General features: G+C 73.4%; 18 protein-coding genes and 1 tRNA gene. 10 read left to right on the forward strand and 9 right to left on the reverse strand.

What is annotated here, in order from left to right:
• The first annotated feature begins 37 nt into the window (after window positions 1-37).
• Entirely contained in the window at window positions 38-1,684 is a 1,647-nt protein-coding gene (locus ABD324_RS10425; protein ID WP_344414987.1) for a fatty acyl-AMP ligase, read from the forward strand.
• 117 nt (window positions 1,685-1,801) lie between these two features.
• On the opposite strand, the gene pth is transcribed toward ABD324_RS10425, so the two are convergent.
• The 5 genes from pth to ABD324_RS10450 form a co-directional block, all read right to left on the reverse strand.
• Window positions 1,802-2,392, reverse strand: a complete 591-nt coding sequence (pth, locus tag ABD324_RS10430; protein WP_344414989.1) for an aminoacyl-tRNA hydrolase — start codon at window positions 2,390-2,392, stop codon at window positions 1,802-1,804.
• A 3-nt stretch (window positions 2,393-2,395) separates the two neighbouring features.
• A complete protein-coding gene (locus ABD324_RS10435) occupies window positions 2,396-3,049 on the reverse strand; it encodes a 50S ribosomal protein L25/general stress protein Ctc (RefSeq protein WP_344414991.1) in 654 nt (217 codons plus the stop codon).
• Between the two features lie 162 nt (window positions 3,050-3,211).
• The gene (locus ABD324_RS10440; protein WP_344414993.1) at window positions 3,212-3,676 is read right to left on the reverse strand and encodes a universal stress protein; all 465 of its coding nucleotides are present in this window, start codon (window positions 3,674-3,676) and stop codon (window positions 3,212-3,214) included.
• Window positions 3,673-5,058, reverse strand: coding sequence for an MFS transporter (locus tag ABD324_RS10445; RefSeq protein ID WP_344414995.1), 1,386 nt, complete (start codon window positions 5,056-5,058; stop codon window positions 3,673-3,675). The genes ABD324_RS10440 and ABD324_RS10445 overlap by 4 nt, the downstream gene beginning before the upstream one ends.
• Window positions 5,055-5,519: an SRPBCC family protein gene (locus ABD324_RS10450; protein WP_344414997.1), complete on the reverse strand. Its 465-nt coding sequence runs from the start codon at window positions 5,517-5,519 to the stop codon at window positions 5,055-5,057. The genes ABD324_RS10445 and ABD324_RS10450 overlap by 4 nt, the downstream gene beginning before the upstream one ends.
• A 117-nt stretch (window positions 5,520-5,636) precedes the next feature.
• On the opposite strand from ABD324_RS10450, the gene ABD324_RS10455 reads away from it, so the two are divergent.
• Entirely contained in the window at window positions 5,637-6,668 is a 1,032-nt protein-coding gene (locus tag ABD324_RS10455; RefSeq protein ID WP_344414999.1) for a LacI family DNA-binding transcriptional regulator, read from the forward strand.
• On the opposite strand, the gene ABD324_RS10460 is transcribed toward ABD324_RS10455, so the two are convergent.
• The gene (locus tag ABD324_RS10460) at window positions 6,631-7,530 is read right to left on the reverse strand and encodes a glycoside hydrolase family protein (RefSeq protein ID WP_344415001.1); all 900 of its coding nucleotides are present in this window, start codon (window positions 7,528-7,530) and stop codon (window positions 6,631-6,633) included. The genes ABD324_RS10455 and ABD324_RS10460 overlap by 38 nt on opposite strands.
• A gap of 26 nt (window positions 7,531-7,556) precedes the next feature.
• Between ABD324_RS10460 and ABD324_RS10465 the strand changes: the two genes are divergently transcribed.
• Window positions 7,557-9,668 carry an alpha-galactosidase gene (locus tag ABD324_RS10465; protein WP_344415003.1) on the forward strand — a complete coding sequence of 704 codons (2,112 nt, stop codon included), beginning with the start codon at window positions 7,557-7,559 and terminating at the stop codon, window positions 9,666-9,668.
• An 86-nt stretch (window positions 9,669-9,754) separates the two neighbouring features.
• On the forward strand, window positions 9,755-10,516 hold the full coding sequence (locus tag ABD324_RS10470; RefSeq protein ID WP_344415005.1) for an Rv1352/Rv1906c domain-containing protein: 762 nt from the start codon (window positions 9,755-9,757) through the stop codon (window positions 10,514-10,516).
• Window positions 10,517-10,648: 132 nt separating this feature from the next.
• Here the strand turns inward: ABD324_RS10470 and ABD324_RS10475 are convergent, their stop codons facing one another.
• Window positions 10,649-11,620, reverse strand: coding sequence for a ribose-phosphate diphosphokinase (locus tag ABD324_RS10475; RefSeq protein WP_344416321.1), 972 nt, complete (start codon window positions 11,618-11,620; stop codon window positions 10,649-10,651).
• Window positions 11,621-11,625: 5 nt separating this feature from the next.
• A complete protein-coding gene (gene glmU / locus ABD324_RS10480) occupies window positions 11,626-13,119 on the reverse strand; it encodes a bifunctional UDP-N-acetylglucosamine diphosphorylase/glucosamine-1-phosphate N-acetyltransferase GlmU (RefSeq protein WP_344415007.1) in 1,494 nt (497 codons plus the stop codon).
• A gap of 238 nt (window positions 13,120-13,357) precedes the next feature.
• Here glmU and ABD324_RS10485 point away from each other — a divergent pair, with 238 nt between their 5' ends.
• The gene (locus tag ABD324_RS10485; protein WP_344415009.1) at window positions 13,358-13,798 is read left to right on the forward strand and encodes an OsmC family protein; all 441 of its coding nucleotides are present in this window, start codon (window positions 13,358-13,360) and stop codon (window positions 13,796-13,798) included.
• A gap of 13 nt (window positions 13,799-13,811) precedes the next feature.
• Here the strand turns inward: ABD324_RS10485 and ABD324_RS10490 are convergent.
• Window positions 13,812-13,882, reverse strand: a tRNA-Gln gene (locus ABD324_RS10490).
• Window positions 13,883-14,089: 207 nt separating this feature from the next.
• Here ABD324_RS10490 and ABD324_RS10495 point away from each other — a divergent pair.
• From ABD324_RS10495 to mfd, 5 genes are all read left to right on the forward strand, one after another.
• Window positions 14,090-14,761 carry a PIG-L deacetylase family protein gene (locus ABD324_RS10495; RefSeq protein ID WP_344415011.1) on the forward strand — a complete coding sequence of 224 codons (672 nt, stop codon included), beginning with the start codon at window positions 14,090-14,092 and terminating at the stop codon, window positions 14,759-14,761.
• 170 nt (window positions 14,762-14,931) lie between these two features.
• Window positions 14,932-16,419: a glycosyltransferase family 39 protein gene (locus ABD324_RS10500; protein WP_344415013.1), complete on the forward strand. Its 1,488-nt coding sequence runs from the start codon at window positions 14,932-14,934 to the stop codon at window positions 16,417-16,419.
• A 75-nt stretch (window positions 16,420-16,494) separates the two neighbouring features.
• Window positions 16,495-16,764 carry a DUF2277 domain-containing protein gene (locus ABD324_RS10505; RefSeq protein ID WP_344415015.1) on the forward strand — a complete coding sequence of 90 codons (270 nt, stop codon included), beginning with the start codon at window positions 16,495-16,497 and terminating at the stop codon, window positions 16,762-16,764.
• 43 nt (window positions 16,765-16,807) lie between these two features.
• Window positions 16,808-20,137, forward strand: coding sequence for a S41 family peptidase (locus tag ABD324_RS10510; RefSeq protein ID WP_344415017.1), 3,330 nt, complete (start codon window positions 16,808-16,810; stop codon window positions 20,135-20,137).
• 298 nt (window positions 20,138-20,435) lie between these two features.
• Window positions 20,436-23,993, forward strand: a complete 3,558-nt coding sequence (gene mfd / locus ABD324_RS10515; RefSeq protein ID WP_344415020.1) for a transcription-repair coupling factor — start codon at window positions 20,436-20,438, stop codon at window positions 23,991-23,993.
• Window positions 23,994-24,025: the final 32 nt, after the last annotated feature.

A 24,025-nucleotide genomic window follows, 5' to 3' on the forward strand; every position in this document is an offset into this window, starting at 1 on the left:
TCGCGGGGTGATCGTGCGGTCTGCGTAGGGTGGCGGTATGTCCCGGTTCCTCGCGACGCTGCTGGAATCCGTCACCACCGCCCGCGGCATGTCGACGGGCGATCCGACCGCGCCGGAGCACCACACCTGGGCGGAGGTGCACGAGAGGGCCCGCGGGTTCGCCGACGCGCTCCGTCGCCCGGACGGGGCCGTGCCGGGGCTCCGCCCGGGGGACGCGGTCGGGGTGCTCGCCGGGGCGCCCGCCTCGATCGCCCCGCTGGCGCAGGGCGTGTGGCTCACCGGGGCCAGCGTGACGATGCTGCACCAGCCGACCGCGCGCACCGACCTGATGCACTGGGCCGAGGAGACCGTCACGGTCCTCGGCATGATCGACGCCCGGATGGTGCTCCTCGGTGCCCCCTTCGACGGTCTCGCACCGGTGCTCACCGAGCGCGGCATCCCGTTCCGGATCGTCGAACAGCTCGCCGGCGATCCCGCGGCGGTGACCGCGGACGCGAGCGTGGCGGGCGAGGACGACACCGCGTTGCTGCAGCTCACGAGCGGATCGACCGCCGAGCCCAAGGCCGTGCGAATCACCCACGGCAACCTGCACGCGAACATCACCGCGATGCGCGAGGCGGCTCGCCTGGTGGTCGGGCAGGACGTGATGATCTCGTGGCTGCCGCTCTTCCACGACATGGGCATGGTCGGCTTCCTGACCATCCCGATGGTCTCCGGGCTGGAGTGCGTGATCGTCACGCCGCTGGACTTCCTGTCCCGCCCACTGGTCTGGGCCGAGCTGATCAGCCGGCACGGCGGGACCGTCACGGCCGCACCCAACTTCGCCTACGCCGTCCTCGCCCGGCAGCTCGCGCGCGCCACGGATCTCGACCTGTCCACGCTGCGCATCGCTTTGAACGGCGCCGAGCCCGTCGATCCCGTTGCGGTGCAGTCCTTTCTCGACGCCGGAGCCCAGTTCGGGCTGCGCCCCGAGTCCGTCCTCTGTGCCTACGGCATGGCCGAGACGGCGCTCGGCGTGGCGTTCGCGCCGGTCGAGACCGGACTGGCCGTGGACGACATCGACCCGGACGAGCTGGAGTCCGGCCGCCGCGCCGTCCCCGGTTCCGGCCGGTCCTTCCCGCTGCTCGGCCCGCCGCTGCCGGGCATCGAGGCCCGGATCGTCGGCGACGACGGCCAGGTGCTCGGGATGCGCGGGGTGGGCGCGATCCAGCTGCGCGGCGAGTCCGTGACGCCCGGCTACCTCACCGTCGACGGCCCGGTGTCCACACAGGACGCGGACGGCTGGTTCGACACCGGCGACGAGGGCTACCTGGTGGAGGACGGCCAGGTGGTGGTGTGCGGGCGCACCAAGGACGTGATCATCATGGGCGGCCGCAACATCTACCCGACGGACATCGAGCGGGCCGCCGCGGAGGCCGACGGGGTGCGCGCGGGCAACGCCGTCGCCGTCCGGCTGATGGCGGGGCAGCGGCAGCGGCGCGAGTCGTTCGCGGTGGCCGTCGAGTCCCGCAAGGCCGACGACGAGGCGGAGGCCGCGGTGATCCGCAAGGACGTGACCAGCCGGGTCGTCTCGGCGGTCGGGGTCCGGCCGGCCAGGGTCGAGGTGTTCCCACCCGGCACCCTCCCGAAGACCCCTTCGGGCAAGCTCCGCCGCGCCGCCACCGCGGCCCTCCTGCAGACCTGAGCGAACGGCACCGTCGCTCATACCTGGTGAGCCGGCGCGCCGCTCGCTCACACCGGCCCCGAATGCACGAACGGCACTCTCGCTCAGTAGGTGTGAGCGAGAGTGCCGTTCGCCGGGTCAGCCGGAGAGGGCGTGGAAGCGGTTCTGGGTCGGTTCGAGGCCCACGTCCAGGAGCGCCTCGGTGGCGTCCGCGGCCAGGTCGATCCCGAACTCCAGCTCCTTGCGCTCCGCGCCCGAGAAGTTCTTGAGCACGTAGTCCGCGGGATCCTGACGGCCGGGCGGGCGGCCGATGCCGAAGCGGACCCGCAGGTACTCCTTGCTGCCGAGCGAGCGGGTGATCGAGCGCAGGCCGTTGTGCCCGCCCTCGCCCCCGCCCCGCTTCAGCCGGATCACGCCGAAGCCGAGGTCCAGGTCGTCGTGGGCGACGATCAGGTCCTCGACCGGGACCGAGAAGTACCGGACGAGCCCGGCGACGGGGCCGCCGGACTCGTTCATGTACGTGCGGGGCTTGGCCAGCACGATCTTGCGGCCGGCGAGCCGGCCCTCGGCGATCTCGGAGTTGGACCGCTTGTGCAGCGAGAACCGGGCCCCGGCCCGCGCCGCCAGCAGCTCGACGACGCCGAACCCGATGTTGTGCCGGGTGTCGGCGTAGCCGGGCCCGGGATTGCCGAGCCCGACCACGAGGGCGGTCCCGGCACCCGGTGCCATCGGTCAGTCCTCGGAGGAGGTCTCCGCCTCGGCGGCGGGCTCCTCGGCGCTCTCCGGGGCGTCCTCGACCACACCGGCGCCCTCGGCGTCCTCGGTGGCCTCGATGTCGGCCTCGGTCGGGGCCGGGACGACGTTGGCGACCAGGTACTCCGGCTCCGTGCGCAGCTCGACGCCCTCGGGGAGGACGACGTCGCTCGCGAGGATCTGGGTGCCGATCGCGATGCCCTCGACGGAGACGACCACGTTCTCGGGGATGTTCAGCGCATCCGCCTCGACCTCGATCGTGTTGAGCTCCTGGGTGACCAGCGAGCCCGGCTGGGCGTCGCCCTCGACGATCACCTGGATCTCGACGACGACCTTCTCGCCGCGGCGGATCACCAGCAGGTCCACGTGCTCCACGTACGGGCGCAGCGGGTGGAAGGTGACGGTCTTGGTCAGCGCGAGCTGCGGCTTGCCGGCGATGTCGATCTCGAGGATCGCGTTGCGGCCCTGCTCACGGACGACGGCGGCGAACTCGAGCGACGGCAGCGAGAGGTGCTGCGGGTCGGTGCCGTGCCCGTACAGGACGGCGGGGATCTTGCCCGCGCGGCGGGTGCGGCGCGCGGCGCCCTTGCCGAACTCGGTCCGGGTCTCGGCGGCGATCTTGGACTGGGCCACGGTGGGTCTCTCTCCTCGGAACTGCGGTTTCCCTGCGCGCGGCGAGGAGGCAGCCGGGAGGGCCGTCCTGCGTCGATGACGGCGGGCCAGTCGTGCACCCGCCCTCGCCGCGGAATGGTCCAAGGGTACGCGAGCCCCCGGGCCTGGCCGCGCCGGGTCCGTTCAGCCGGTGCCCGGCCGGACGACGAGCACCTCGCACGCCGCCCGCCGCACCACCTCGCCCGCGACGGTCCCGAGCAGCCGGTCCGCGATGCTCGTGTCCCGCAGCGCCCCGACGACGATGAGGTCCGCCGCCCGCTCCCGCGCCGTCTCCAGCAGCGCGGCCGCCGGCTCGCCCTCGACCAGCAGCGCCGCGGTGACCGTCGCCCGTTGTTCCCGGGCCACCTCCACGGCTGCCGCGACGGCCTCGTCGGCCGCGCCCCGGCCCGTCACCAACCCGATGCGGGTGTCCCCGCCCAGGGTGGCGACGTTGCGGGCCTCCTGCCGCCGGCTCAGCTCGCCGTACGCGCAGACGACCACCAGGCCGGCGCCGTCGTGCACGGCGATCCGGGCGGCCCGGGCCACCGTCGGGGCCGCCAGCAGCGAGCCGTCGGTGCCGACGACGATCGTGCGGTAGTCGCCCGTCATGACGTGGCCCCGGCGGGCATCTCGAGGACGGCGTCGACGTCCCGGACTATGCGGGGCTCCCGAATCCAGAGCATCGCCACGGCGGCGAGCCCCAGGAAGATCGCGGAGAAGGTGATGGCGTTGTTCGGGTCGTCGCCCAGCACGTGCTTGAAGATCGGCCCGAAGGTGAGCGTCTGGATGAGCATCGGGACGACGATCATCATGTTGATGATGCCCATGTAGACGCCGTAGCGCGACGACGGGATCATGCGCACGGCCATGATGTACGGCACCCCCATGATCGACGCCCACGCGATGCCGAGCCCGATGATCGGGATGAACAGCAGGTACTTGTTCGTCAGGTGCGGGAAGATCAGCAGCCCGACGGTGGCGCAGAGCAGCGCGCCGATGTGCACCCACTTGGCCCCGCGCCGGCGAGCGATCGCCACCAGCGGGAACGCCACCAGGAACGTGACGATGTTGTACCAGCCGTTGACCAGGCCGGTCCACGACACGGCCTCGTCGTAGCCCGGGTCCTCCGAGGTCACGTTATAGATCGACTTCGCGATGGACAGCGAGATGTACTGCCAGTAGCAGGCCATGGCGTACCACTGGAAGAGGTAGACCAACGCGAGCTTGCGCAGCTCCGGCGGCATCTCGACGATCGCTTCCCAGATCTCCTTGAGCGCCCCGCCCCGCTCGGTCTTCTTCGCCCGCAACCGGGCCAGCTCCTCGTCGCTCGGCGGCAGCTCCTTGGTGCTGATCACCGAGACGAGCACCGTGCCGATCGAGCAGATCGCGCCGAGGATGAACGAGCCGACGACCCAGTACGGGATGCCGGCGGTGGTGGCGCCGGTGATCAGCGTCTGGAAGACGAACAGTGAGATGTTGGCGAGGGTGATGCCGAGCCCGGTGAAGAAGCTCTGCGCCAGGAAGCCCTTGGCCAGCTGCGAGGGCGGCAGGCGGTCGGCGATGAACGCCCGGTAGGGCTCCATCGCGGTGTTGTTGCTGGCATCGAGCAGCCACATCAGCAGCACGGCCATCCAGACCGCCGCCACGAACGGGAAGAAGAACAGGCAGATGCTGCAGCCGATCGCGCCGACCAGGAAGAACGGCTTGCGGCGGCCGAACCGCGAGCTCCAGGTCCGGTCGGACATCGCGCCGATCAGCGGCTGGATCAGCAGGCCGGTGATCGGGCCCGCCAGGTTGAGCAGCGGCAGGCTGTCCGGGCTGGCCCCGAGGAAGCTGTAGATCGGGTTGACCGCGGTCTGCTGCATCCCGAAGCTGTACTGGATCCCGAAGAACCCCAGGTTCATCAGCAGGATCTGCCGCATGTTCATCAGCGGCTTCTCGCGCACGACGGCGGCGTGCACGACCGCCGCCTTGATCTCGGCGGTGTTCATGCGCTCGTCCTCGTCATGAAGTCCTGCAGCCGTTCGAGCTCGAGCTCCCAGCCCCGCGAGTGGTAGCCGGCGACCTCCGCGTCGTAGGGGCCCTGGATGATCCGGACCAGCGTTCCCTCGCGGCCCATCCTCGTGAACTCCACACGCAGCTCCAGGGGCTGATCGGGGTCGATGCCGGGATCGCCGGTGATCCGCTGGCGGGCCACGAAGACGTCCGGCTCGAACCATTCGGTGAACACCGCGTCCGTGGTGACCCGGGTCGACGGGTCGTTGTCCCGGACCTTGACGTGGTGGTGGCGCCCCCCGAGCTGCAGCTCGGAGGTCACCGACTCCTGTTCGACGTGCCAGCCCGGGCTGCCGCGCCACGCGGCCATCTCCGCGGGCTCGGTCCAGGCGCGGAAGACCTCCGGTCGCGGGAAGTCGAACTGTCTCTCGACGATGACCATGACGTTCGCGGTCACGAGCTGCCTCCGCCCCTTTGCGGGTGTGACCCCATTCACTTTTACGCTTAAGCTCGGGACGATCCTCGTCGGAGTGAGGACCGTCAAGCTGAAGTTGCGCGGCGATACGGTGGTGCTGTGGAAGGATCCGGACAAATCCGGCGTTCGCGACCGACCCTGCAGGACGTCGGCCGGCTGGCCGGCGTGTCCGGGGCAGCGGCCTCGTACGTGCTCAACGGGCGGCCGGGCGTCGCGCCGGACACCGCGCGCCGGGTCCGGGAGGCCGCCGCCGAGCTGGGCTACCGCCCGAACAGCGCCGCCCGGGCGCTGCGTTCGGACCGCAACGGGATCATCGGGCTCGTCCTGGGGGAGGTCCCGCGCACCCCGCCGCCGGTCGGGACCATGGCCGGGGCGCACGCCGAGGCGCAGGCCCTCGGCCAGTCGTTGCTGGTCACGAACGCGTACGGGACCCGCGGTGGCTTCCGGCTCGCGTTCGACGAGCTGCTCGGGCGGCAGGTCGACGCGATCGTCGTCGCCGTCTCGGGGACCCGGCGCGTCGCGCTGCCCGAGGTCCGCGACGGCACGCCGATCCTGCTCGTCAACTGCTTCCCGGTGGTCTCCGGCCCGCCCTGCGTGCTGCCGGACGAGCAGGGCGGCGGCCACGCCGCGGCCCGGAACCTCCTCGACCACGGCCACCGCCGGATCGGCGTCCTCGCCGGGGTGCGCGGGATGTGGGCGACCACCGAGCGGGTCGCGGGCTTCCGCCGCGCCATGCGCGAGGCCGGCGTCGAGGTCGACGAGGGCATGGTCCGCTACGGCGACTACCGGCTCGGCAGCGGCCGGACCCTGGCCCGCGACCTGCTGGCCAAGGGCGCGACCGGCCTGCTCTGCGGCAACGACCGGATGGCTCTGGGGGCGCGCCTCGCCGCCGCGGAGGCCGGACTCCGGGTGCCCCACGACGTCTCGATCATGGGGTACGACGACGAGCCGGAGCTCGCCGCCGAGGCCGGGCTCGCCACCGTCCGGCTCCCGTACGAGGACATGGGCCGGTGGGCGGTCCGCAGCCTGCTGGGCGGCGAGCCGTTGCCGCCCAGGACCCTGCTGAGCTGCGACGTCGTCGCCCGCGGCTCGGTCAGCGCGCCGCCAGGTATCCCGCCCGGTCGAGCGTGACCGCGATCGGGTCGTGGATCTGCAGGCCGTCCTCGCGGTTGCGGAAGCCGAGGATCACCGCGCGGCCGTCCCGGCCGCTGACCACCGGCGCCGCGAAGAGCCACGGATCGGCCTCGAAGGGGCGCGCGGCGGCGACGTCCCACGGCCCGAGCGGGCCGTCGGCGGGGACCGACCACGTGCACCACGGCCGTGGGGCCACCTGCTCGTCGGGATGGCAGGTGAAGGTGAGCACCGGTCGTCCGCCGACGACGACGGACTGGGCGACCTCGAGATGACGGAACCCGGCGGGCGCCGACAGGGGCGGCTGCGCCCGCCAGGTGCGCAGGTCCGGGCTGGTGGCATGGCCGATCACCCCGGCCCCGGCCGGATCGGTGCCGGCCGCGGCGGCGGTCAGCAGCATGTGCCAGCCGCCCTCCGGGCCGGGCAGGACGAAGGGATCCCGCCACGTCGGCGAGGAGTCGCCGTCGCCCGCGTACCAGCGGGGATCCGGGGTGACGAGCGGCTCGGGCAGCCGTTCCCAGGTGTGCAGGTCCGTGGAGGTCGCCGCGCCGATGCGCTGGCCGATCCGCGGCCCCGCCCACGAGATCGCCGAGTAGAACATCCACCAGCGGTCCGCGGCACGCACGACCGAGCCGGTCCAGATCGCGCGGTCGTCGAAACCGGTGACCGCGGGCGTGAGGCACTCGCCGTGGTACTCCCAGCGGACCAGGTCCGCCGAGCTGGCGTGGCCGACCCGGGCGTGCAGGTGGCGGCGCTCCGGATCGCCGAGCGAGCGCGGGGCCTGCAGGAAGAACAGGTGGTGACGCTCGCCGTCGTCGGCCGCCCAGGCGTCCCAGATCCAGTGGTCCGCCAACCGCAGCACCGGCCCGATCCTGCCAGGAGGAACCCGTGATCGTGTTGTCCGCGGGCGGGGTGACGGTCGTCGTCGACGTCGACGGTGGTCTCCCCGCGATCGTCCATTGGGGACCGGACCTGGCCGGAACCGCTCCCGCTGCGCTCCGCGACGCCCGCCGTCCGGTGCCGGGCACGAACGCCCCGGACCGCCCGCTGCGCCTCGCCCTGCTCCCGGAGCCGCACGACGGCTGGACGGGTCGGCCCGGCGTCCTCGGCTCGCGGGCCGGGCGGGGCTGGGCGCCGCGGTTCACCCCCCGGCGGGTGCTGCTCGACGGGATCGAGGTGACCGAGGCCGTCACCGGTGCGGGCCGCCTCGACGTCGAGAGCAGGGACGACGACGCAGCCCTCGGCCTCGACGTCGTCGTCGAGCTGCTGGCGGGCGGCTTGCTGCGCTGCCGGGCCACGCTGACCAACCTGGCCGACGAGCCGTATGAGCTGGGCGGGCTGCTGCTCGCCCTGCCCGTCCCGGCCGAGGCCGCGGAGCTGCTCGACTTCGCCGGGCGGCACGAGCACGAACGGGTTCCGCAGCGGCGCGCGTTCACCGTCGGCACGCACCTGCGGGAGAACCGGCGCGGCCGCACCGGGGCGGACAGCGCATTCCTGCTGCACGCCGGGACGCCCGGCTTCGGGTTCGCCCGCGGCGAGGTGTTCGCCGTCCACACGGCGTGGAGTGGCAACCACGTACACCTCGCCGAGCAGGCCGCTTCCGGCGAGCGCGTGCTCGGCGGCGGGGAGCTGCTGCTGCCGGGGGAGATCCGGCTCGGCCGCGGCGAGGCCTACACCTCGCCCTGGCTGTACGGCTCCTGCGGGACCGGGCTCGACGAGCTCGCCGCGCGTTTCCACCGGCACCTGCGCACCGGCCGTCCCCGCCCGGTCACGCTCAACGTGTGGGAGGCGGTCTGGTTCGACCACGATCCCGCCCGGCTGGTCGACCTCGCGGAGCGGGCGGCGGCGCTCGGCGTCGAACGCTTCGTGCTGGACGACGGCTGGTTCGGCGCACGGCGGGACGACCGGGCCGGGCTGGGGGACTGGACGGTGTCCCCCGAGGTCTGGCCGGACGGGCTGCATCCGCTCGTCGACCGGGTTCGCTCGCTCGGGATGGAGTTCGGGCTGTGGGTGGAGCCGGAGATGGTCAACCCGGACTCCGACCTCGCCCGCGTCCACCCGGAGTGGATCATGGCGGCGCGCTCCGAGCTGCCCCCGGAGTCGCGGTTCCAGCAGGTCCTGGACCTCGACCGGGCGTACGTCCACATCCGGGACGCGCTGTTCGCCCTGCTCGCGGAGTACGACATCGGGTACCTGAAGTGGGACCACAACCGCGACCTCGTGGAGGCGGGCGGGACCGGCGGCCGGCCCGGGGTGCACGCCCAGACGCTCGCGCTGTACCGGCTGCTCGACGAGCTGCGCGCGGCGCACCCGGGCCTGGGGATCGAGTCGTGCTCGTCCGGCGGAGCGCGCGTGGACCTCGGGATCCTGGAGCGCACGGACCGGGTGTGGGTCTCGGACCAGCTCGACCCGCACGAGCGTCAGCGGATGCTGCGCTGGACCGCGCAGCTCCTCCCGCCCGAGTACCTCGGCAGCCACATCGGCGCGGCGCGCTCCCACTCGACGGGCCGGGTCCACGATCTGGGCTTCCGCGCGGCGACGGCGGTGTTCGGACACCTCGGGATCGAGCAGGACCTGGCCGCGGTGCCGGAGGCCGAGCTCGCCGGGCTGCAGGAGTGGATCGCCTGGTGGAAGGCCAATCGGGAGTTGCTGCTGGGCGGGGACCTGGTGCGGATGGACGTGGCGGGCGACGACCTGCTGGTCCACGGCGTGGTCGCGCCGGACCGGTCTCGGGCCCTGATCGCGCTGGTGCGGACCGCCACCTCGGCGACCGCGCACACGCCGCCGCTGCGCTTCCGGGGGCTCGATCCGGAGCGGTCCTACCGGGTGCGGCCGCTGGTGATCGGCGATGCGCCCGCGGGCCTGCCGGGATGGGCCGCGGAGGGCGTGGTGGTGACGGGCGCGGCGCTGGAGCACGCGGGCCTCGCGAGCCCGGTGCTGCACCCGGACCAGGCGCTGCTGCTCGAGGTCTCGGAGATCGATTCTCGTCAGAATCGATGAAAGGTCGTGAGCGTGGCTAATGGGCCTCCCGCCTCGGCGCGATGAGCCGAATGTCCGCACGACGACAGCGCATTCGGGGGAACGCCATGACCACGCAGCAGGACGACATCGAGCCGGTGACCGAGATCTTCCCGGTGGTCCCCACCCAGCGGGCCGCCGAGCCGGCCGCGGCATGGTCGCGCCAGGGGACGTGGTCCCCGTCCGTGCCGGTCGCGGCGCCGCTCTTCGACGCCGCGCCCGGGACGGGGGCGGCCCGTCCCGCCGCCGATGCCCGATCCGGGGCCCGCCCCGCGGTCGCCGCCGCGGGCCGTGCCGGGGCCGGCTCCGCGCAGCCGTGGCCCTCGACGATGCAGGGCCGTCACGCCGGGTCCGCCGAGCAGGGCAACGCCGGGAAGAAGCGCCGCCGCTGGCCGCTGGTCGCCGCCGGTGTCGCCGTCGGCTTCCTGATCGGCTTCCTCGTCGGCCACGCCGGCTCCGGCAGCACCACCACGGCGGCCACCACCGCCGCGCCGGCGGCGTCCACGCCGGCCGGCGCGGCCGCGGGCCCGGCTGAGCCCGCGCAGGCCGCAGCCCCTGCCGCCCGGGCCGCGGCCCCGGCCGGCCCGGCGACCGAGGCCTCCGACGGCACCTACGAGGTGGGCGTCGACCTGGCCGCCGGCCGCTACAAGACCGCCGGTCCGCCCGCCGACAGCATCATGAAGATGTGCTACTGGGAGCGCGACAAGAACGACTCGGGCCAGTTCGACGCGATCATCGCCAACGAGATCGTGCAGGGCCCGGGCTCGGTGACCGTCAAGCAGGGCGAGTTCGCCAAGCTCTCCGGCGGCTGCACCTGGACGAAGGTCTGACGGACGCACTCGGGCCCTGGTGATCACCACGAGAGGTGATCACCAGGGCCCGACTGCTGTTCGATCATGAAGAATTCGCGGTGAGGTCCTGATGATCACCGCGGAGGGTGTCGCGGGGTGGCGCGGAGATGACTACGCGTTGCCGTCGAAGAGGCTGGTGACCGAGCCGTCGTCGAAGACCTGGTGGATCGCCTCGGCGAGCAGGGGGGCGATCGAGAGCACAGTCATGGACGGGAAGCGCTTGTCGTCGGGGATCGGCAGGGTGTCCGTGAAGATCACCTCGCGCGCCCCGCAGGTCGACAGCCGCTCCACCGCCGGGCCGGAGAGGACGCCGTGGGTGGCCGCGATGATCACGTCCTTCGCGCCCTCCTTCAGCAGCACCTCGACGGCCTTCGCGACCGTGCCACCGGTGTCGATCATGTCGTCGATCACCACGCAGGTGCGGCCCTGGATCTCGCCGACCACCCGGTTCGCGACCGCCTCGTTGGGCTTGAGGGGGTCGCGCGTCTTGTGGATGAAGGCCAGCGGGGTGTTGCCGAGGGTCTCCGCCCAGCGCTCGGCCAGTCGCACACGGCCGGAGTCCGGCGAGACGACCGCGAGGTCCTCGCCCGAGTAGTGCTCCTTGATGTGCGTGGCGAGCACGGGGAGGGCGAACAGGTGGTCCACCGGGCCGTCGAAGAAGCCCTGGATCTGGGACGTGTGCAGGTCGACCGTCATGATCCGGTCCGCGCCCGCCGTCTTGAACAGGTCCGCCACCAGGCGCGCCGTGATGGGCTCGCGGCCGCGGTGCTTCTTGTCCTGCCGTGCGTAGCCCCAGAACGGCATGACCACGGTGATCCGCTTGGCCGAGGCGCGCTTGAGCGCGTCGACCATGATCAGCTGCTCCATGATCGCGTCGTTGATCGGTGCCGAGTGGGCCTGCAGGACGAACGCGTCGCACCCGCGCACCGACTCCTCGAACCGGACGAAGATCTCGCCGTTCGCGAAGGAGTAGGCGGACTGCGGGGTGACCGTCACGTCCAGATGCTTGGCGACCTGCTCGGCCAGCTCGGGGTGCGTCCTCCCGGCGAAGAACATGAGGTTCTTCTTCGGCTGACCCGACATGGCACTCACTGCGCTGAGCCTCCCTGGCCTGCTGCATCGGTCGCCCGCTCGGCGGCCTCGGCCGCCGGCGTGCCGGGTCGCTTCCGTACGACCCACCCCTCGATGGTGCGCTGTGGCCCACCCGACACCGCCAGCGCCCCCGGTGGGACGTCCTCGCGGAGGACGGTGCCGGCGCCCGTGTAGGCCCCGTCGCCGACCTGCACCGGGGCGATGAACATCGTGTCCGACCCGGTCCTGACGTGCGAACCGATGACGGTCCGCTGCTTGCGGACGCCGTCGTAGTTCACGAACACCGACGACGCCCCGATGTTGCTCTGCTCACCGATCGACGCGTCGCCGACGTAGGTGAGATGCGGCACCTTCGAGCCCGCGCCGATGTCCGCGTTCTTCACCTCGACGAAGGTGCCGATCTTGCCCTTCGCACCGAGCCGCGCCCCGGGCCGCAGGTAGGCGAACGGCCCCACGCTGGCCCCCGCGCCGATCACCGCGGACGATCCGTGCGTGCGGACGACCGAGGCGCCCTCGCCGATCTCGACGTCGACGAGCGTGGTGTCCGGGCCGACCACGGCGCCGTCCGCGACCGTGGTGCGTCCGCGCAGCTGCGTCCCCGGCTCGACGAGGACGTCCCGGCCGAGCCGGACCTGCACGTCCACCCAGGTCGAGGCCGGATCGACGATCGTGGTCCCGGCCAGCATGTGCCGGCGCAGCACGCGGCGGTTCAGCTCGGCGCGGACCTCGGCGAGCTGGACCCGGTCGTTCACCCCGGCGACGAGCCAGGGGTCGTCCGTGCGCACGGCCTCGACCGCGAGCCCGTCCGCCACCGCGAGGGCGACGAGGTCGGTCAGGTACAGCTCGCCCTGGGCGTTGTCCGTGCCGAGCCTGCCCAGCCCCGCGGCGAGGAACTCCGCGTCGAACGCGTAGACACCCGAGTTGACCTCGGTGATCGCGCGCTGCTCCGGCGAGGCGTCCTTCTGCTCGACGATGGCGGTCACCCGGGCGGCGCCGTCGGCGCCCTTCTCGGACCGCACGATCCGGCCGTAGCCGGTCGGGTCGTCGAGGTCGGTGGTGAGCAGGGTGACGGCCGCGCCGGACGAGAGCACCTCGCGCAGCGTCGCGGTGTCGAGCAGGGGCACGTCCCCGTAGGTGACGAGCACGGTGCCGGTCAGCCCGCCCGGCAGCGCGGCGAGGCCGCAGCGCACCGCGTCCCCGGTGCCGTTCTGCTGCTCCTGGACCGCGATGTGCACCTCGCGGGCCACCTCGTCGGCGAGGCCGAGCAGGGCCGCGGTGACCTCCTCGCGCCCGTGCCCGACGACCACCGCGAGGTGCTCGGGCTCGAGCTCCGCGACGGCGTGCACGGCGTGTCCCAGCAGGCTGCGGCCGCCGATCTCGTGGAGCACCTTCGGTGTCGCCGAGCGCATCCGGGTGCCCTCACCCGCGGCCAGCACCACCGAGGCCGCCGGGCGCGGAGGACGGCCCAGCGGGGCGTGTCGGTCGGGCATGGGGCGAGCTCCCTCGAGAGGTTCTGCGCGAGCGGGGTCCGACGTCCGGGGCGGGACGGGGCCACCCGCGGCCGTCCGGACCGGAATCCTACGGCGTGGGCACCCGAACGGGTCCCACCGCCGTTCGCCGGTCCGGGACGACCGGTCGGCGACCCGGCCCGGAGGTCGGGTGTGCTGCCCGGTCACGAGTGGCTTCCTTGCACCCGGAGCACCCATCCGACGACGCCGGGAGCCACGCATGCCCACTCGTACCGCACGCACCGCCTGGAACGGCTCCCTCGAGGAGGGCTCCGGGCAGGTCGAGCTCTCCAGCAGCAAGGTCGGCACCTACGACGTCAGCTTCCCCAAGCGGGCGGCCGACGACGCGGGCGGCACCACCAGCCCCGAGGAGCTGATCGCGGCCGCCCACTCCGCCTGCTACGCGATGCAGCTCTCGGCCCTGATCGGCCAGGCAGGCGGCACGACGGAGTCCCTGGACGTGAAGGCGGACGTGAGCCTCGGCCCGGATCCCGCGGGCGGCTTCCGGCTCACCGGCATCGCCCTCACCGTCCGCGGCGAGGTCACCGGTCTCGACGCGGCCGGTTTCGAGAAGGCGGCGCAGGACGCGAAGGCGGGCTGCCCGGTGAGCAAGGCCCTGACGGGCGTCGAGATCACCCTGGACGCGGCGCTCGAGCAGTAGCAGCGCCGATCAGCTCCGCCGCCAGGATTCGAACCTGGACCATCAGAACCAAAATCTGAGGTGCTGCCGTTACACCACGGCGGATCGTGCCTCCATCCTGACATGTGAGGGTCGCCGCCGAGCGCCCGGAGCCGCCCGCCGGCGCCGCGGGTGGGCGGAGTCCCGCCGATCGGCGACGCTCTCGGCACACGTCGGGGTGATCCGGCTCCGTCCATGGAAGACTGGCGGCGTGCTCAGACCGCTCAACCACTCCGGGAACGACCGTGTGCTCGGGCGGAACGGTGGCCCCCGGTGCTGAGCCTGCTGCCCGAGCGCCTGGACCGGATGACGCTGATCGGCGCGCACTGCAACGACATCGCGATCGGTGCGGGCGGCACGCTGCTCGAGCTGTGCCGGGCACATCCCGGTGTCACGGTCACCGCCATGGTCCTCACCGGCGGGGGATCGCTGCGCGAGGAGGAGGAGCGGGCCGCGCTGACGGCGTTCTGCCCCGGCGCGAAGCTCGAGGTGATCGTGCACGACCTGCCGGACGGGTCGGTCGCGGTGCGGTGGGAGCGGGTCAAGCAGTCGGTCGAGGACCTGCGCCGGGCCGGCGAGCCGGACCTGGTGCTGGGCCCCTCCCCGCACGACGCCCACCAGGACCACCGGGCCCTGGCGACGATCATCCCGACGGTCTTCCGCGACCACCTGTCGCTGGGCTACGAGATCCTGAAGTGGGAGGGCGACCTGGCGCAGCCGTCGGCGTTCCTCCCGCTGGCGGAGCCGGTGCTGCGGGAGAAGATCGCGAAGCTGCACGAGCACTACGGCAGCCAGCGGGACCGGACGTGGTTCGACCACGAGACGTTCGCGGGGCTCGCGCGGATCCGTGGCGTGCAGTGCCACGCCCGCTACGCAGAGGCGTTCCACGTGTCCAAGCTGGTGCTGGGTGTCGCGCCCCTCACCGGGCCGGATCCGGTGGACTGACACCACGGCGGCGTCCCCGGCGAGGTACGCGGCTGCGTCCGGTCCGCGTACCGGCTGTAGCCTCCCGTCTCGAATGGCGCCCAATCGGGCGTGCCGTGACACACCGCCCGTAACCGCTCCGGTCGCGGGTGGCGGAGTCGTCGGGGCCAGCAGTCGGAGGGATGAGGGGCTTGCCCGGATCTGAGCAGATCGCGCCGTCGCCGACCCTGTCGTCGGCGTCTCCGGGCGACGGCGGGCTGCGCCGGGCGGACGACCCGTCCCCCCGGGCCCGGCTGGTCCCGGTCGCCCTGACGCTGCTGTCCCTCGTCCTCGGCCTGGTCACGCTGGGCGGCAAGCCCCTCTGGGACGACGAGGCCTTCTCCGCGATGGCCGCCCGCCTGTCGTGGGGTGAGCTGTGGACGCTGAGCACGACCCGCGACCCGCACATGTTCGCCTACAACGGGTTCCTCAAGATCTGGACGGGCATCGGCGGGTCCGGTGAGTGGTGGCTGCGGCTGCCGTCGGCGCTCGCCGGCGCCCTCGCGGTCGGTGTGCTGTGGCTGATCGCGAGCCGGCTGGCCGGGCCGCGGGTGGCCGCGCTCGCGGCGGGCCTGCTCGCGGTCAGCACCACGCTCGTCCAGTACCAGCAGGAGGCGCGGCCCTACGCGTTCGGCGTCCTGGGTGTGTCCGTCGCGGTGCTGCTGCTGGTCCGCGCCGTGCAGAACGGCGGGTTCGGGCGGTGGGTGGGCTACGGCGTCGTCGCCGGCCTCACGGTCTACACCCATCCGATGTCGGTGGTGGCGGCCCTGGCCGTCGCGCCCGCGGCGCTGGCGCTGCCCCGGATCCCGTGGCGCGGGCTGCTGACGGCCGTCGGGATCGCCGTCGTGATCGCCGGCCCGCAGCTCTTCCTGATGCTCACCACCCCCACGCCGTCGATGTGGGACTGGGTGCCGGGGACGGACGCCTACCACCTGGCCGGGGCGGCGTACCTGCTCTCCGGGCACAGCGGTCCGGTCGGGCTCGCGATCGTCGGGGTCCTCGTCGCCGCATTCGTCGTGCTCGTGCTGCGCCGGCGGCCGTCGTTCCTGAACCTGCTCGCCCTGCTCTGGGCGATCGGGCTCCCGCTGGCCGTGGTGGCCGGGTCGCTGGTGCGGCCGATGCTCGTGAGCCGCTACCTGCTGCCGGCGATGCCCGGCGTGTTCCTCTGCTGCGCCCTGGTGCTCGTCCGGTTCGGGCGGCCGTTGGTGACCGGGGTGGTGGCCGCCGCCCTCGTCGGGACGTCCGTGGTGTCGCTCTTGGGCTGGTACTCCGGTGGCGACAAGGACGACTGGCGGGCCGCGGTCGCGTCGGTCGCCGCGCAGGCCCGCCCGGGCGACGGGATCATCCTGACCCGGGACCACCGCGAGCCCTTCGCCTACTACTGGGAGCAGACCGCGAACCCGGCCGTCCTCGAGCCCGTCTCCCCGGCCCGTCCGTGGGGCAGCCCGATCCCGGCGACCAACGCCCAGCCGGACGTCGCGGACCCGTCGGCGGCGATCGCCGGCCATTCCCGGCTGTGGGTGCTGTACATCGAGCCCGAGGGGCTGCCGGAGTCGCTGTCCCGGCCGCTCGACGCCGCGTACGGCGCGCCCCAGCGCGAGCTCGTCACCCGCGTCGCGGTCCTGCTGTACTCACGCTGAGCCTCCGGGGTGCTCTCCGGGCATCATCGGAGGGCAGGGGTGCCGCGCCGGGTGCCCGTCGACCGGGAGAGAGCCGTGTGCCGGAACATCAGGACGCTGCACAACTTCGAGCCGCCCGCCACGGAGGACGAGGTGCACGCCGCCGCGCTGCAGTTCGTCCGCAAGGTCAGCGGGGCGACCAGGCCGTCGCAGGCGAACGCCGAGGCGTTCGAGCGGGCGGTCGCGGAGATCGCCCACGTCACCCGGCACCTCCTCGACGACCTGGTGAGCACGGCGCCGCCCAAGGACCGTGAGATCGAGGCCGAGAAGGCGAAGGCGCGCGCCGCGGTCCGGTACGCGCGCTGATCACGCGTCGGGGGTTGTCGGACCCTCCGGATACGGTGGCCCGGTGCCTCGCAGCTACCTCCGCTTCCCCCATCCGGGCGCCTCGCCCGCCGGTCAGAGCTCCGTCGTCTTCGTGGCGGAGGACGACGTGTGGACCGCGCCGCTGGCGGGCGGCCGCGCCGTCCGGCTCACCGCCGACGGGGTGCCCGCCGCGCGCCCCCGGTTCTCCCCGGACGGCACCCGGGTGGCGTGGACGTCGTGGAAGGACGGGGCGCCCGAGGTCCGGGTGACCGATGCCGAGGGCGGCGCCGCCCGGCGGCTGACCTTCTGGGGCGACCTGCGCACGCGGTCGGTCGGCTGGACGCCGGACGGGCGGGTGCTCGCCGTTTCGGCCACGGGGCAGCACACCGGCGCCAACACCTGGGCCTACGCGATCGACCCGGAGGGCGGCCGGCCCGAGCGGCTGCCGTACGGCCCGGTGTCCGTGGTCGTGCCGGGCGAGCCGGGGGTCCTGCTGGGCCGCACCATGTCCCGGGAGATGGCCTGGTGGAAGCGCTACCGCGGCGGCACCGCCGGCACGATCTGGTGGGACGCCGAGGGCTCGGGTGAGTTCGCGCGGATCCTGTCCGACCTGGACGGCCAGCTGGACTCGCCGATGCTGGTGGGCGGGCGGATCGCCTTCCTGTCCGACCACGAGGGCTGGGGCAACCTCTACTCGGTCGACCGCGAGAGCCTCGGCGACCTGCGCCGGCACACGGACCACGGTGGCTCTGCAGGATCCGCCGGCACCGGCGCGCCACCCTTCTACGCGCGGCACGCCGCCACGGACGGCACCCGCGTCGTCCACGAGTCGGCGGGCGAGCTGTACCTGCTGGAGGACCTGGACTCGGAGCCGGTGCGGATCGACGTCCGGCTCGGTGGCCCGCGCACCGCGCGCGAACCGAAGCGGGTGCCCACCGCGCGCTGGCTCTCCGGCGCCGCGCCGGACCGCACCGGGCGCGGCAGTGTCGTGGGCGTCCGGGGCACGGTCCACCGGCTGACCCACCGGGACGGCCCCGCCCGCACGCTGCTCGCCGAGCCGGGCGTCCGCGCGCGGCTCGCGCAGCCGCTCGGCGAGGACCGTGCGATCTGGGTGGACGACGCGACGGGCGAGGACGCCGTCGCGATCTCGCCGCTCGACCCGCACGCGGAGGGGGCCGCCGCGCTCGTCCGGTACGGCTCCGGCGAGCTCGGCCGGGTGCAGGAGCTCGCCCCGCTGCCGGACGGTTCCGGAGCCGCGCTGGCCACACACGACGGCCGGCTGCTCCACCTCGACGCCGCCACCGGTGCCCTGCGCGAGCTGGCCCGCGGCGCCGCCGGGGAGATCGGCGGGCTGAGCTTCTCGCCGGACGGCCGCTGGCTCGCCTACGAGGACCCGGTGGAGCCGGAGCTGACCAGGATCATGCTGGTCCGGCTCGCGGCCGGCGACCAGCCGGACCAGCTCGTGGCCGTCACCGAGCCGCGGTTCACCGACACCGACCCGGTGTTCACCGCGGACGGGAAGTTCCTCGCGTTCCTGTCCCGCCGCAGCTTCGACCCGATCTACGACGAGCACTCGTTCGACCTCACTTTTCCCGCCTCCTGGCGGCCCTTCCTGGTGCCGCTCGCGGCGCGCACGCCGTCGCCGTTCGGGGCGAGCCCGGACGGGCGGCCGGTCTCGGCTGCGGACGAGGAGCCGGACGACCTCCCGGCCCCGGACGACGAGGAGGAGGCCGAGAAAACCGAGAAGCCGGACAAGAAGGACGCGCCGCCGGAGACGGTGGTGGACGTTGAGGGCCTCACCGCCCGCGTCGTCCCGGTCCCCGTGCCGGAGGGCCGCTACCGCCGCCTCGGCGCGGCGAAGGACGGCCTGCTCTGGCTGCGCGTGCCCGTGACCGGCGTGCTCGGCGACGGGCGGGCCGAGGGCGAGGACCCGCGGCCGGTGCTGGAGCGGTTCGACCTCAAGCGCCGCAAGGTCGACGTCATCGCGGACCCGGTCAGCGGCTACGCCGTCTCGGGGGACGGGAACCGGCTCGTCGTGCGGGACCGGCGCACGCTGCGGGTGCTGCGCGCGGACCGGTCCGGCTCGTCGGCGCCGTCGGAGGGGGACGCGGACGAGTTCGAGATCGACACCCACCGGATCTCGGTCACCGTCGATCCCGCGGCCGAGTGGCGCCAGATGTTCGACGAGGCCGGGCGCCTCATGCGGGACCACTTCTGGGTCGAGGACATGGCGGGGGTGGACTGGGCCGGCGAGCTGGCCCGCTACCGCCCCCTGGTCGACGCCGTCGGCAGCACGGACGACCTGGTCGACCTGCTGTGGGAGCTGCAGGGCGAGCTGGGCTCCTCGCACGCGTACGTGGTCGGGGCCGGGGCGAAGGGCGACTGGTCGGGCCGACCGGGCTTCCTCGGCGCGGACCTCGAGGCGGCCGAGGGCGGTTGGCGGATCGCGCGGGTCCTCCCGCCGGAGACGTCCGCGCCGAGCGCACGAAGCCCGCTGGCCGATCCGGGCGTCGACGTCCGGGAGGGGGACGTGCTGCTCGAGGTGGGTGGGCGGCCCGTCGATCCCGAGCTGGGACCGGCGCCGCTGCTGCTCGGCGCGGCGGACGAGCTCACCGAGCTCACCGTGCGCACCGGGTCCGGCGAGATCCGCCGGGTGGTGGTGCGGCCGCTGGAGGGCGAGCAGGCGCTGCGGTACCAGGACTGGGTGGCGGGGCGCCGGGCCTTCGTGGCGGACCGCTCCGAGGGCAGGCTCGGGTACCTGCACGTGCCGGACATGGTCGCCTCCGGCTGGGCGCAGCTGCACCGGGACTTCGCCCGCGAGGCCCGCCGGGACGGACTGGTGCTCGACGTCCGCGGCAACTCCGGCGGCCACACCTCGCAGCTGGTGATCGAGAAGCTGGCGCGCAAGGTGATCGGCTGGGACGTGGTGCGCCACCGGCATCCGGTGACCTATCCGGAGGACGCGCCGCGCGGCCCGATCGTCGCGGTGGTCGACGAGCACGCGGGCTCGGACGGCGACATCGTCACCGCCGCGTTCAAGCGGATGGGGCTGGGGCCGGTCGTCGGGGTGCGGACGTGGGGCGGCGTGATCGGCATCGACAGCCGGTACTCCCTGGTCGACGGCACCCGGGTCACCCAGCCGCGCTACTCGTTCTGGTTCGACGACCTGCACTGGGGCGTGGAGAACCACGGCGTGGACCCGGACGTGGAGGTCGTGGTGCGCCCGCAGGACTGGGCCGCGGGCACGGACCCCCAGCTCGACCGCGCGGTCGCCCTGGCCCTGGAGGCGTTGCAGACGAACCCTCCGGTCACCCCGCCGGACCCCGCTACCCGCCCGAGCCGGGCCCGCCCGCCCCTGCCGCCCCGCCCGTAGCCGGAACCGCTCCCCGGGCCTCGGACCTCGGTGATCATCAGGACCTGACGGCGAATTCTGCGTGATCATCAGACGCTGAGGTCCTGATGACCACCGCGGGGCTTGAACATCAGGATGTCGTGGCCGACGGCAGCATCGGCACAGCCGAGCACTCGTCGGGAATGTGTGTTTCGGCCTACGAGAAGTGCCGACTCGCGGGGGTGGGAGGGGGCGGCGGTATCGTCGGGGGCAAGAGACCCCTTCGGGCCACCAGTCCCGGGCAGGGGTCTGTCCGCGTGCGCTTGCGAGGGTTGAAGTCGTGGCTGCTCCACTGTCCGGTCTGCTCACCGCCGCCCTGGCCGATCCCGGGTTGCAGGCGGCGCTCGACGCCTCCGCCGCGCCCACCGCCGCGGCGGTGAAGGTCGAGGGGCCCACCGCCCTGCGTCCCTTCCTGGCCGCCGCGCTCGCCCGCCGGGGCACCGTCCTGGCGGTCACCGCGACGGACCGGGAGGCCGAGGAGCTGGCCGCCGCGGCCCGGGAGATCGGGGAGGGCGAGATCGCCGTCCTGCCGAGCTGGGAGACCCTGCCCCACGAGCGGCTCTCCCCGCGCCCGGACACCGTGGGCCGCCGGCTCACCCTGTTCCGCGCGCTGAGCGGCGACAACCCGCCCCGGATCGTCGCCGCCGCGGCGCGCAGCCTGATCCAGCCGATCGCCCCCGGCCTCGGCACGCTGGACCCGATCGCGCTGCGCGTGGGCACCGAGTACGAGTTCGAGGCGCTGCTGGAGCGGCTGGTCGAGCTGGCCTACACCCGCGTCGAGATGGTCACGGCGCGCGGTGAGTTCGCGGTGCGCGGCGGGATCCTGGACCTCTTCGTGCCCACGGCGGACCATCCCGTCCGCATCGAGTTCTGGGGCGACGAGGTCTCCGAGCTGCGCGCCTTCTCCGTCGCCGACCAGCGGTCCATGGAGGAGCCGGTGGTCTCCGAGGTCGTCGCGCCGGCCTGCCGGGAACTGCTGCTCACCGCCGAGGTGCGCGAGCGCGCGGCCCGGCTCGCGAAGGAGCACGAGAACAACCCGCAGCTCCGCGAGGTCCTCGAGCACCTCGCGCAGGGCATCCCGACCGAGGGCATGGAGTCGCTGATCCCGGCGCTCGTCGCCGGTGAGCTGCAGCTGCTGACCGACCTGCTGCCCGCGGGCAGCCGCGTCCTGATCGCCGATCCGGAGCGCATCCGCACCCGCAGCCGCGATCTCGTCCGCACCGGCCAGGAGTTCCTCGAGGCCTCGTGGCTGGCGGCGGGCACCGGCGGGGCCGCCCCGATCGACGTCGGCGCCTCGGCCTACCGGGACCTCGCCGAGGTCCTCGCGCACGCCACCGCGACCGGACGCGCGGTCGTCACCCTCTCCCCGCTGCTCTCCGGGACCGACGACGCGATCGTCCCCGAGGTGCACGAGATCGAGTCCTACCGCGGGGACACGGACCGCGCGCTCGTCGACCTCCGTGCGCACACGGCCGCCGGCGGCTCGGCCGTGCTCGTCGTGGCCGGTCAGGGCACCGCGCAGCGCAGCCTGGAGCAGCTCGGCGAGGCCGAGGTGCCCGCGACGCTGGTCGAGCAGGTCGTCGACGCCCCGGAGAAGGGCGTGGTCACGGTCACGTGCGGGCGGATCTCCGACGGGTTCACCGCGCCGGGGATCGGGCTGGTGCTGCTGTCCGAGTCGGACCTGACCGGCACCCGAGCGGGCCTGGACACGACCACCCGCAAGATGCCCGCGCGCCGGAAGAACGCCGTCGACCTGGCCGCGCTGCAGCCCGGCGACTTCGTGGTGCACAACCAGCACGGCATCGGGAAGTTCGTGGAGATGAAGGAGCGCACCGTCCAGGGCGCGACCCGCGAGTACCTGGTGCTGGAGTACGCGTCGAGCAAGCGGGGTCAGCCCGCGGACCGGCTGTTCGTGCCGACCGACGCCCTCGACGAGATCAGCCGCTACGTCGGTGGCGAGCAGCCGACGTTGAACAAGCTCGGTGGGGCGGACTGGTCGAAGACCAAGTCCCGCGCGCGCAAGGCCGTCCGGGACATCGCGGCCGGGCTCGTGCAGCTCTACGCCGCGCGCCAGGCCGCGCCGGGGCACGCCTTCGGCGCGGACACCCCGTGGCAGCGCGAGCTCGAGGACGCCTTCCCCTACACCGAGACCCCGGACCAGCTCTCCGCGATCGACGAGGTCAAGCGGGACATGGAGCGCCCGGTGCCGATGGACCGGGTGATCTCCGGCGACGTCGGCTTCGGCAAGACCGAGATCGCGGTGCGCGCGGCGTTCAAGGCGGTGCAGGACGGCAAGCAGGTCGCCGTGCTCGTGCCCACGACCCTCCTCGCGACGCAGCATCTCGCCACGTTCGCCGACCGCATGCGCGCCTTCCCGGTGACCGTGCGCGGGCTCTCCCGCTTCACGGACGCCGCCGAGGGCAAGGAGACGATCGAGGGGCTGCTGACCGGCGCCGTCGACGTTGTGGTGGGCACGCACCGCCTGCTGCAGACCGGGATCCGCTGGAAGGACCTCGGCCTGGTGATCGTCGACGAGGAGCAGCGCTTCGGGGTGGAGCACAAGGAGCACATCACCGCGCTCCGCACCCACGTGGACGTGCTGACCCTGTCGGCCACGCCGATCCCGCGGACCCTGGAGATGAGCCTCGCCGGGATCCGCGAGATGTCGACCATCACCACCCCGCCCGAGGACCGGCACCCCACGCTCACCTACGTCGGCGCCTACGACACCAAGCAGGTCGCCGCCGCCATCCGCCGCGAGCTGCTGCGCGACGGCCAGGTGTTCTTCGTGCACAACCGGGTCTCGAGCATCGACCGGGCGGCGAAGACGATCCAGGACCTCGTGCCGGAGGCGCGGATCGCCGTCGCGCACGGGCAGATGAACGAGGACCTGCTCGAGCAGACGGTGAACGGCTTCTGGCACCGGGAGTTCGACGTCCTCGTCTGCACCACGATCGTCGAGAACGGCCTCGACATCTCCAACGCCAACACCCTGATCGTCGAGCGCAGCGACACGCTCGGCCTCTCCCAGCTCCACCAGCTCCGCGGGCGCGTCGGGCGTGGTCGCGAGCGCGGGTACGCGTACTTCCTGTTCCCGCCGGAGCACCCGCTCACCGAGACCGCGCACGACCGGCTCGCCACCATCGCGCAGCACTCCGAGCTGGGCTCGGGTGCGGCCGTCGCCATGAAGGACCTGGAGATCCGTGGCGCGGGCAACATCCTGGGCGCGGAGCAGAGCGGGCACATCGCCGGCGTCGGGTTCGACCTCTACATCCGGCTCGTCGGCGAGGCCGTGGCGGCCTTCCGCCAGCAGGCGGGTGGTGACGGCGGGGGCGACGGCGGGCCGGAGCCGCTCGCCGAGGTGCGGGTCGACCTGCCGATCGACGCCCACGTGCCCCACGACTACGTCGACGGCGAGCGGCTGCGCCTGGAGGTCTACCGCAAGATCGCCGAGGCGGCGGACGAGGAGATGCTCACCGCGATCGTCGACGAGCTGAAGGACCGCTACGGCGAGCCGCCCACGCCGGTGCTGAACCTGCTGGCCGTGGCGCGGTTCCGGCAGCTGTGCCGCTCGCTGGGCATCGGCGAGGTCGCGGTGGCGGGCACGCTGATCCGGATCGGCCCGGTCGAGCTGCCGGACTCGCGGCAGATGCGGTTCAAGCGGCTGCACCCGAAGGGGCAGTACAAGCCTGCCGCGCAGCTCGTCACCGTCCCGAAGCCCGCGGAGGGCAACCGGATCGGCGGCGCCCCGCTGCGCGACCTGGAGCTCCTCGCCTGGCTGACGGTGCTGGTCGAGGAGCTCGCCGCGCCCGTTCCCGCAGCTCAACCCGCCCGGTAGCCACCGCCCGGTGAGCTGCGGCAAGTAACGGA

Origin of the sequence: Pseudonocardia ailaonensis (assembly GCF_039531635.1) — a bacterium.
GTDB classification, from domain to species: domain Bacteria; phylum Actinomycetota; class Actinomycetes; order Mycobacteriales; family Pseudonocardiaceae; genus Pseudonocardia; species Pseudonocardia ailaonensis.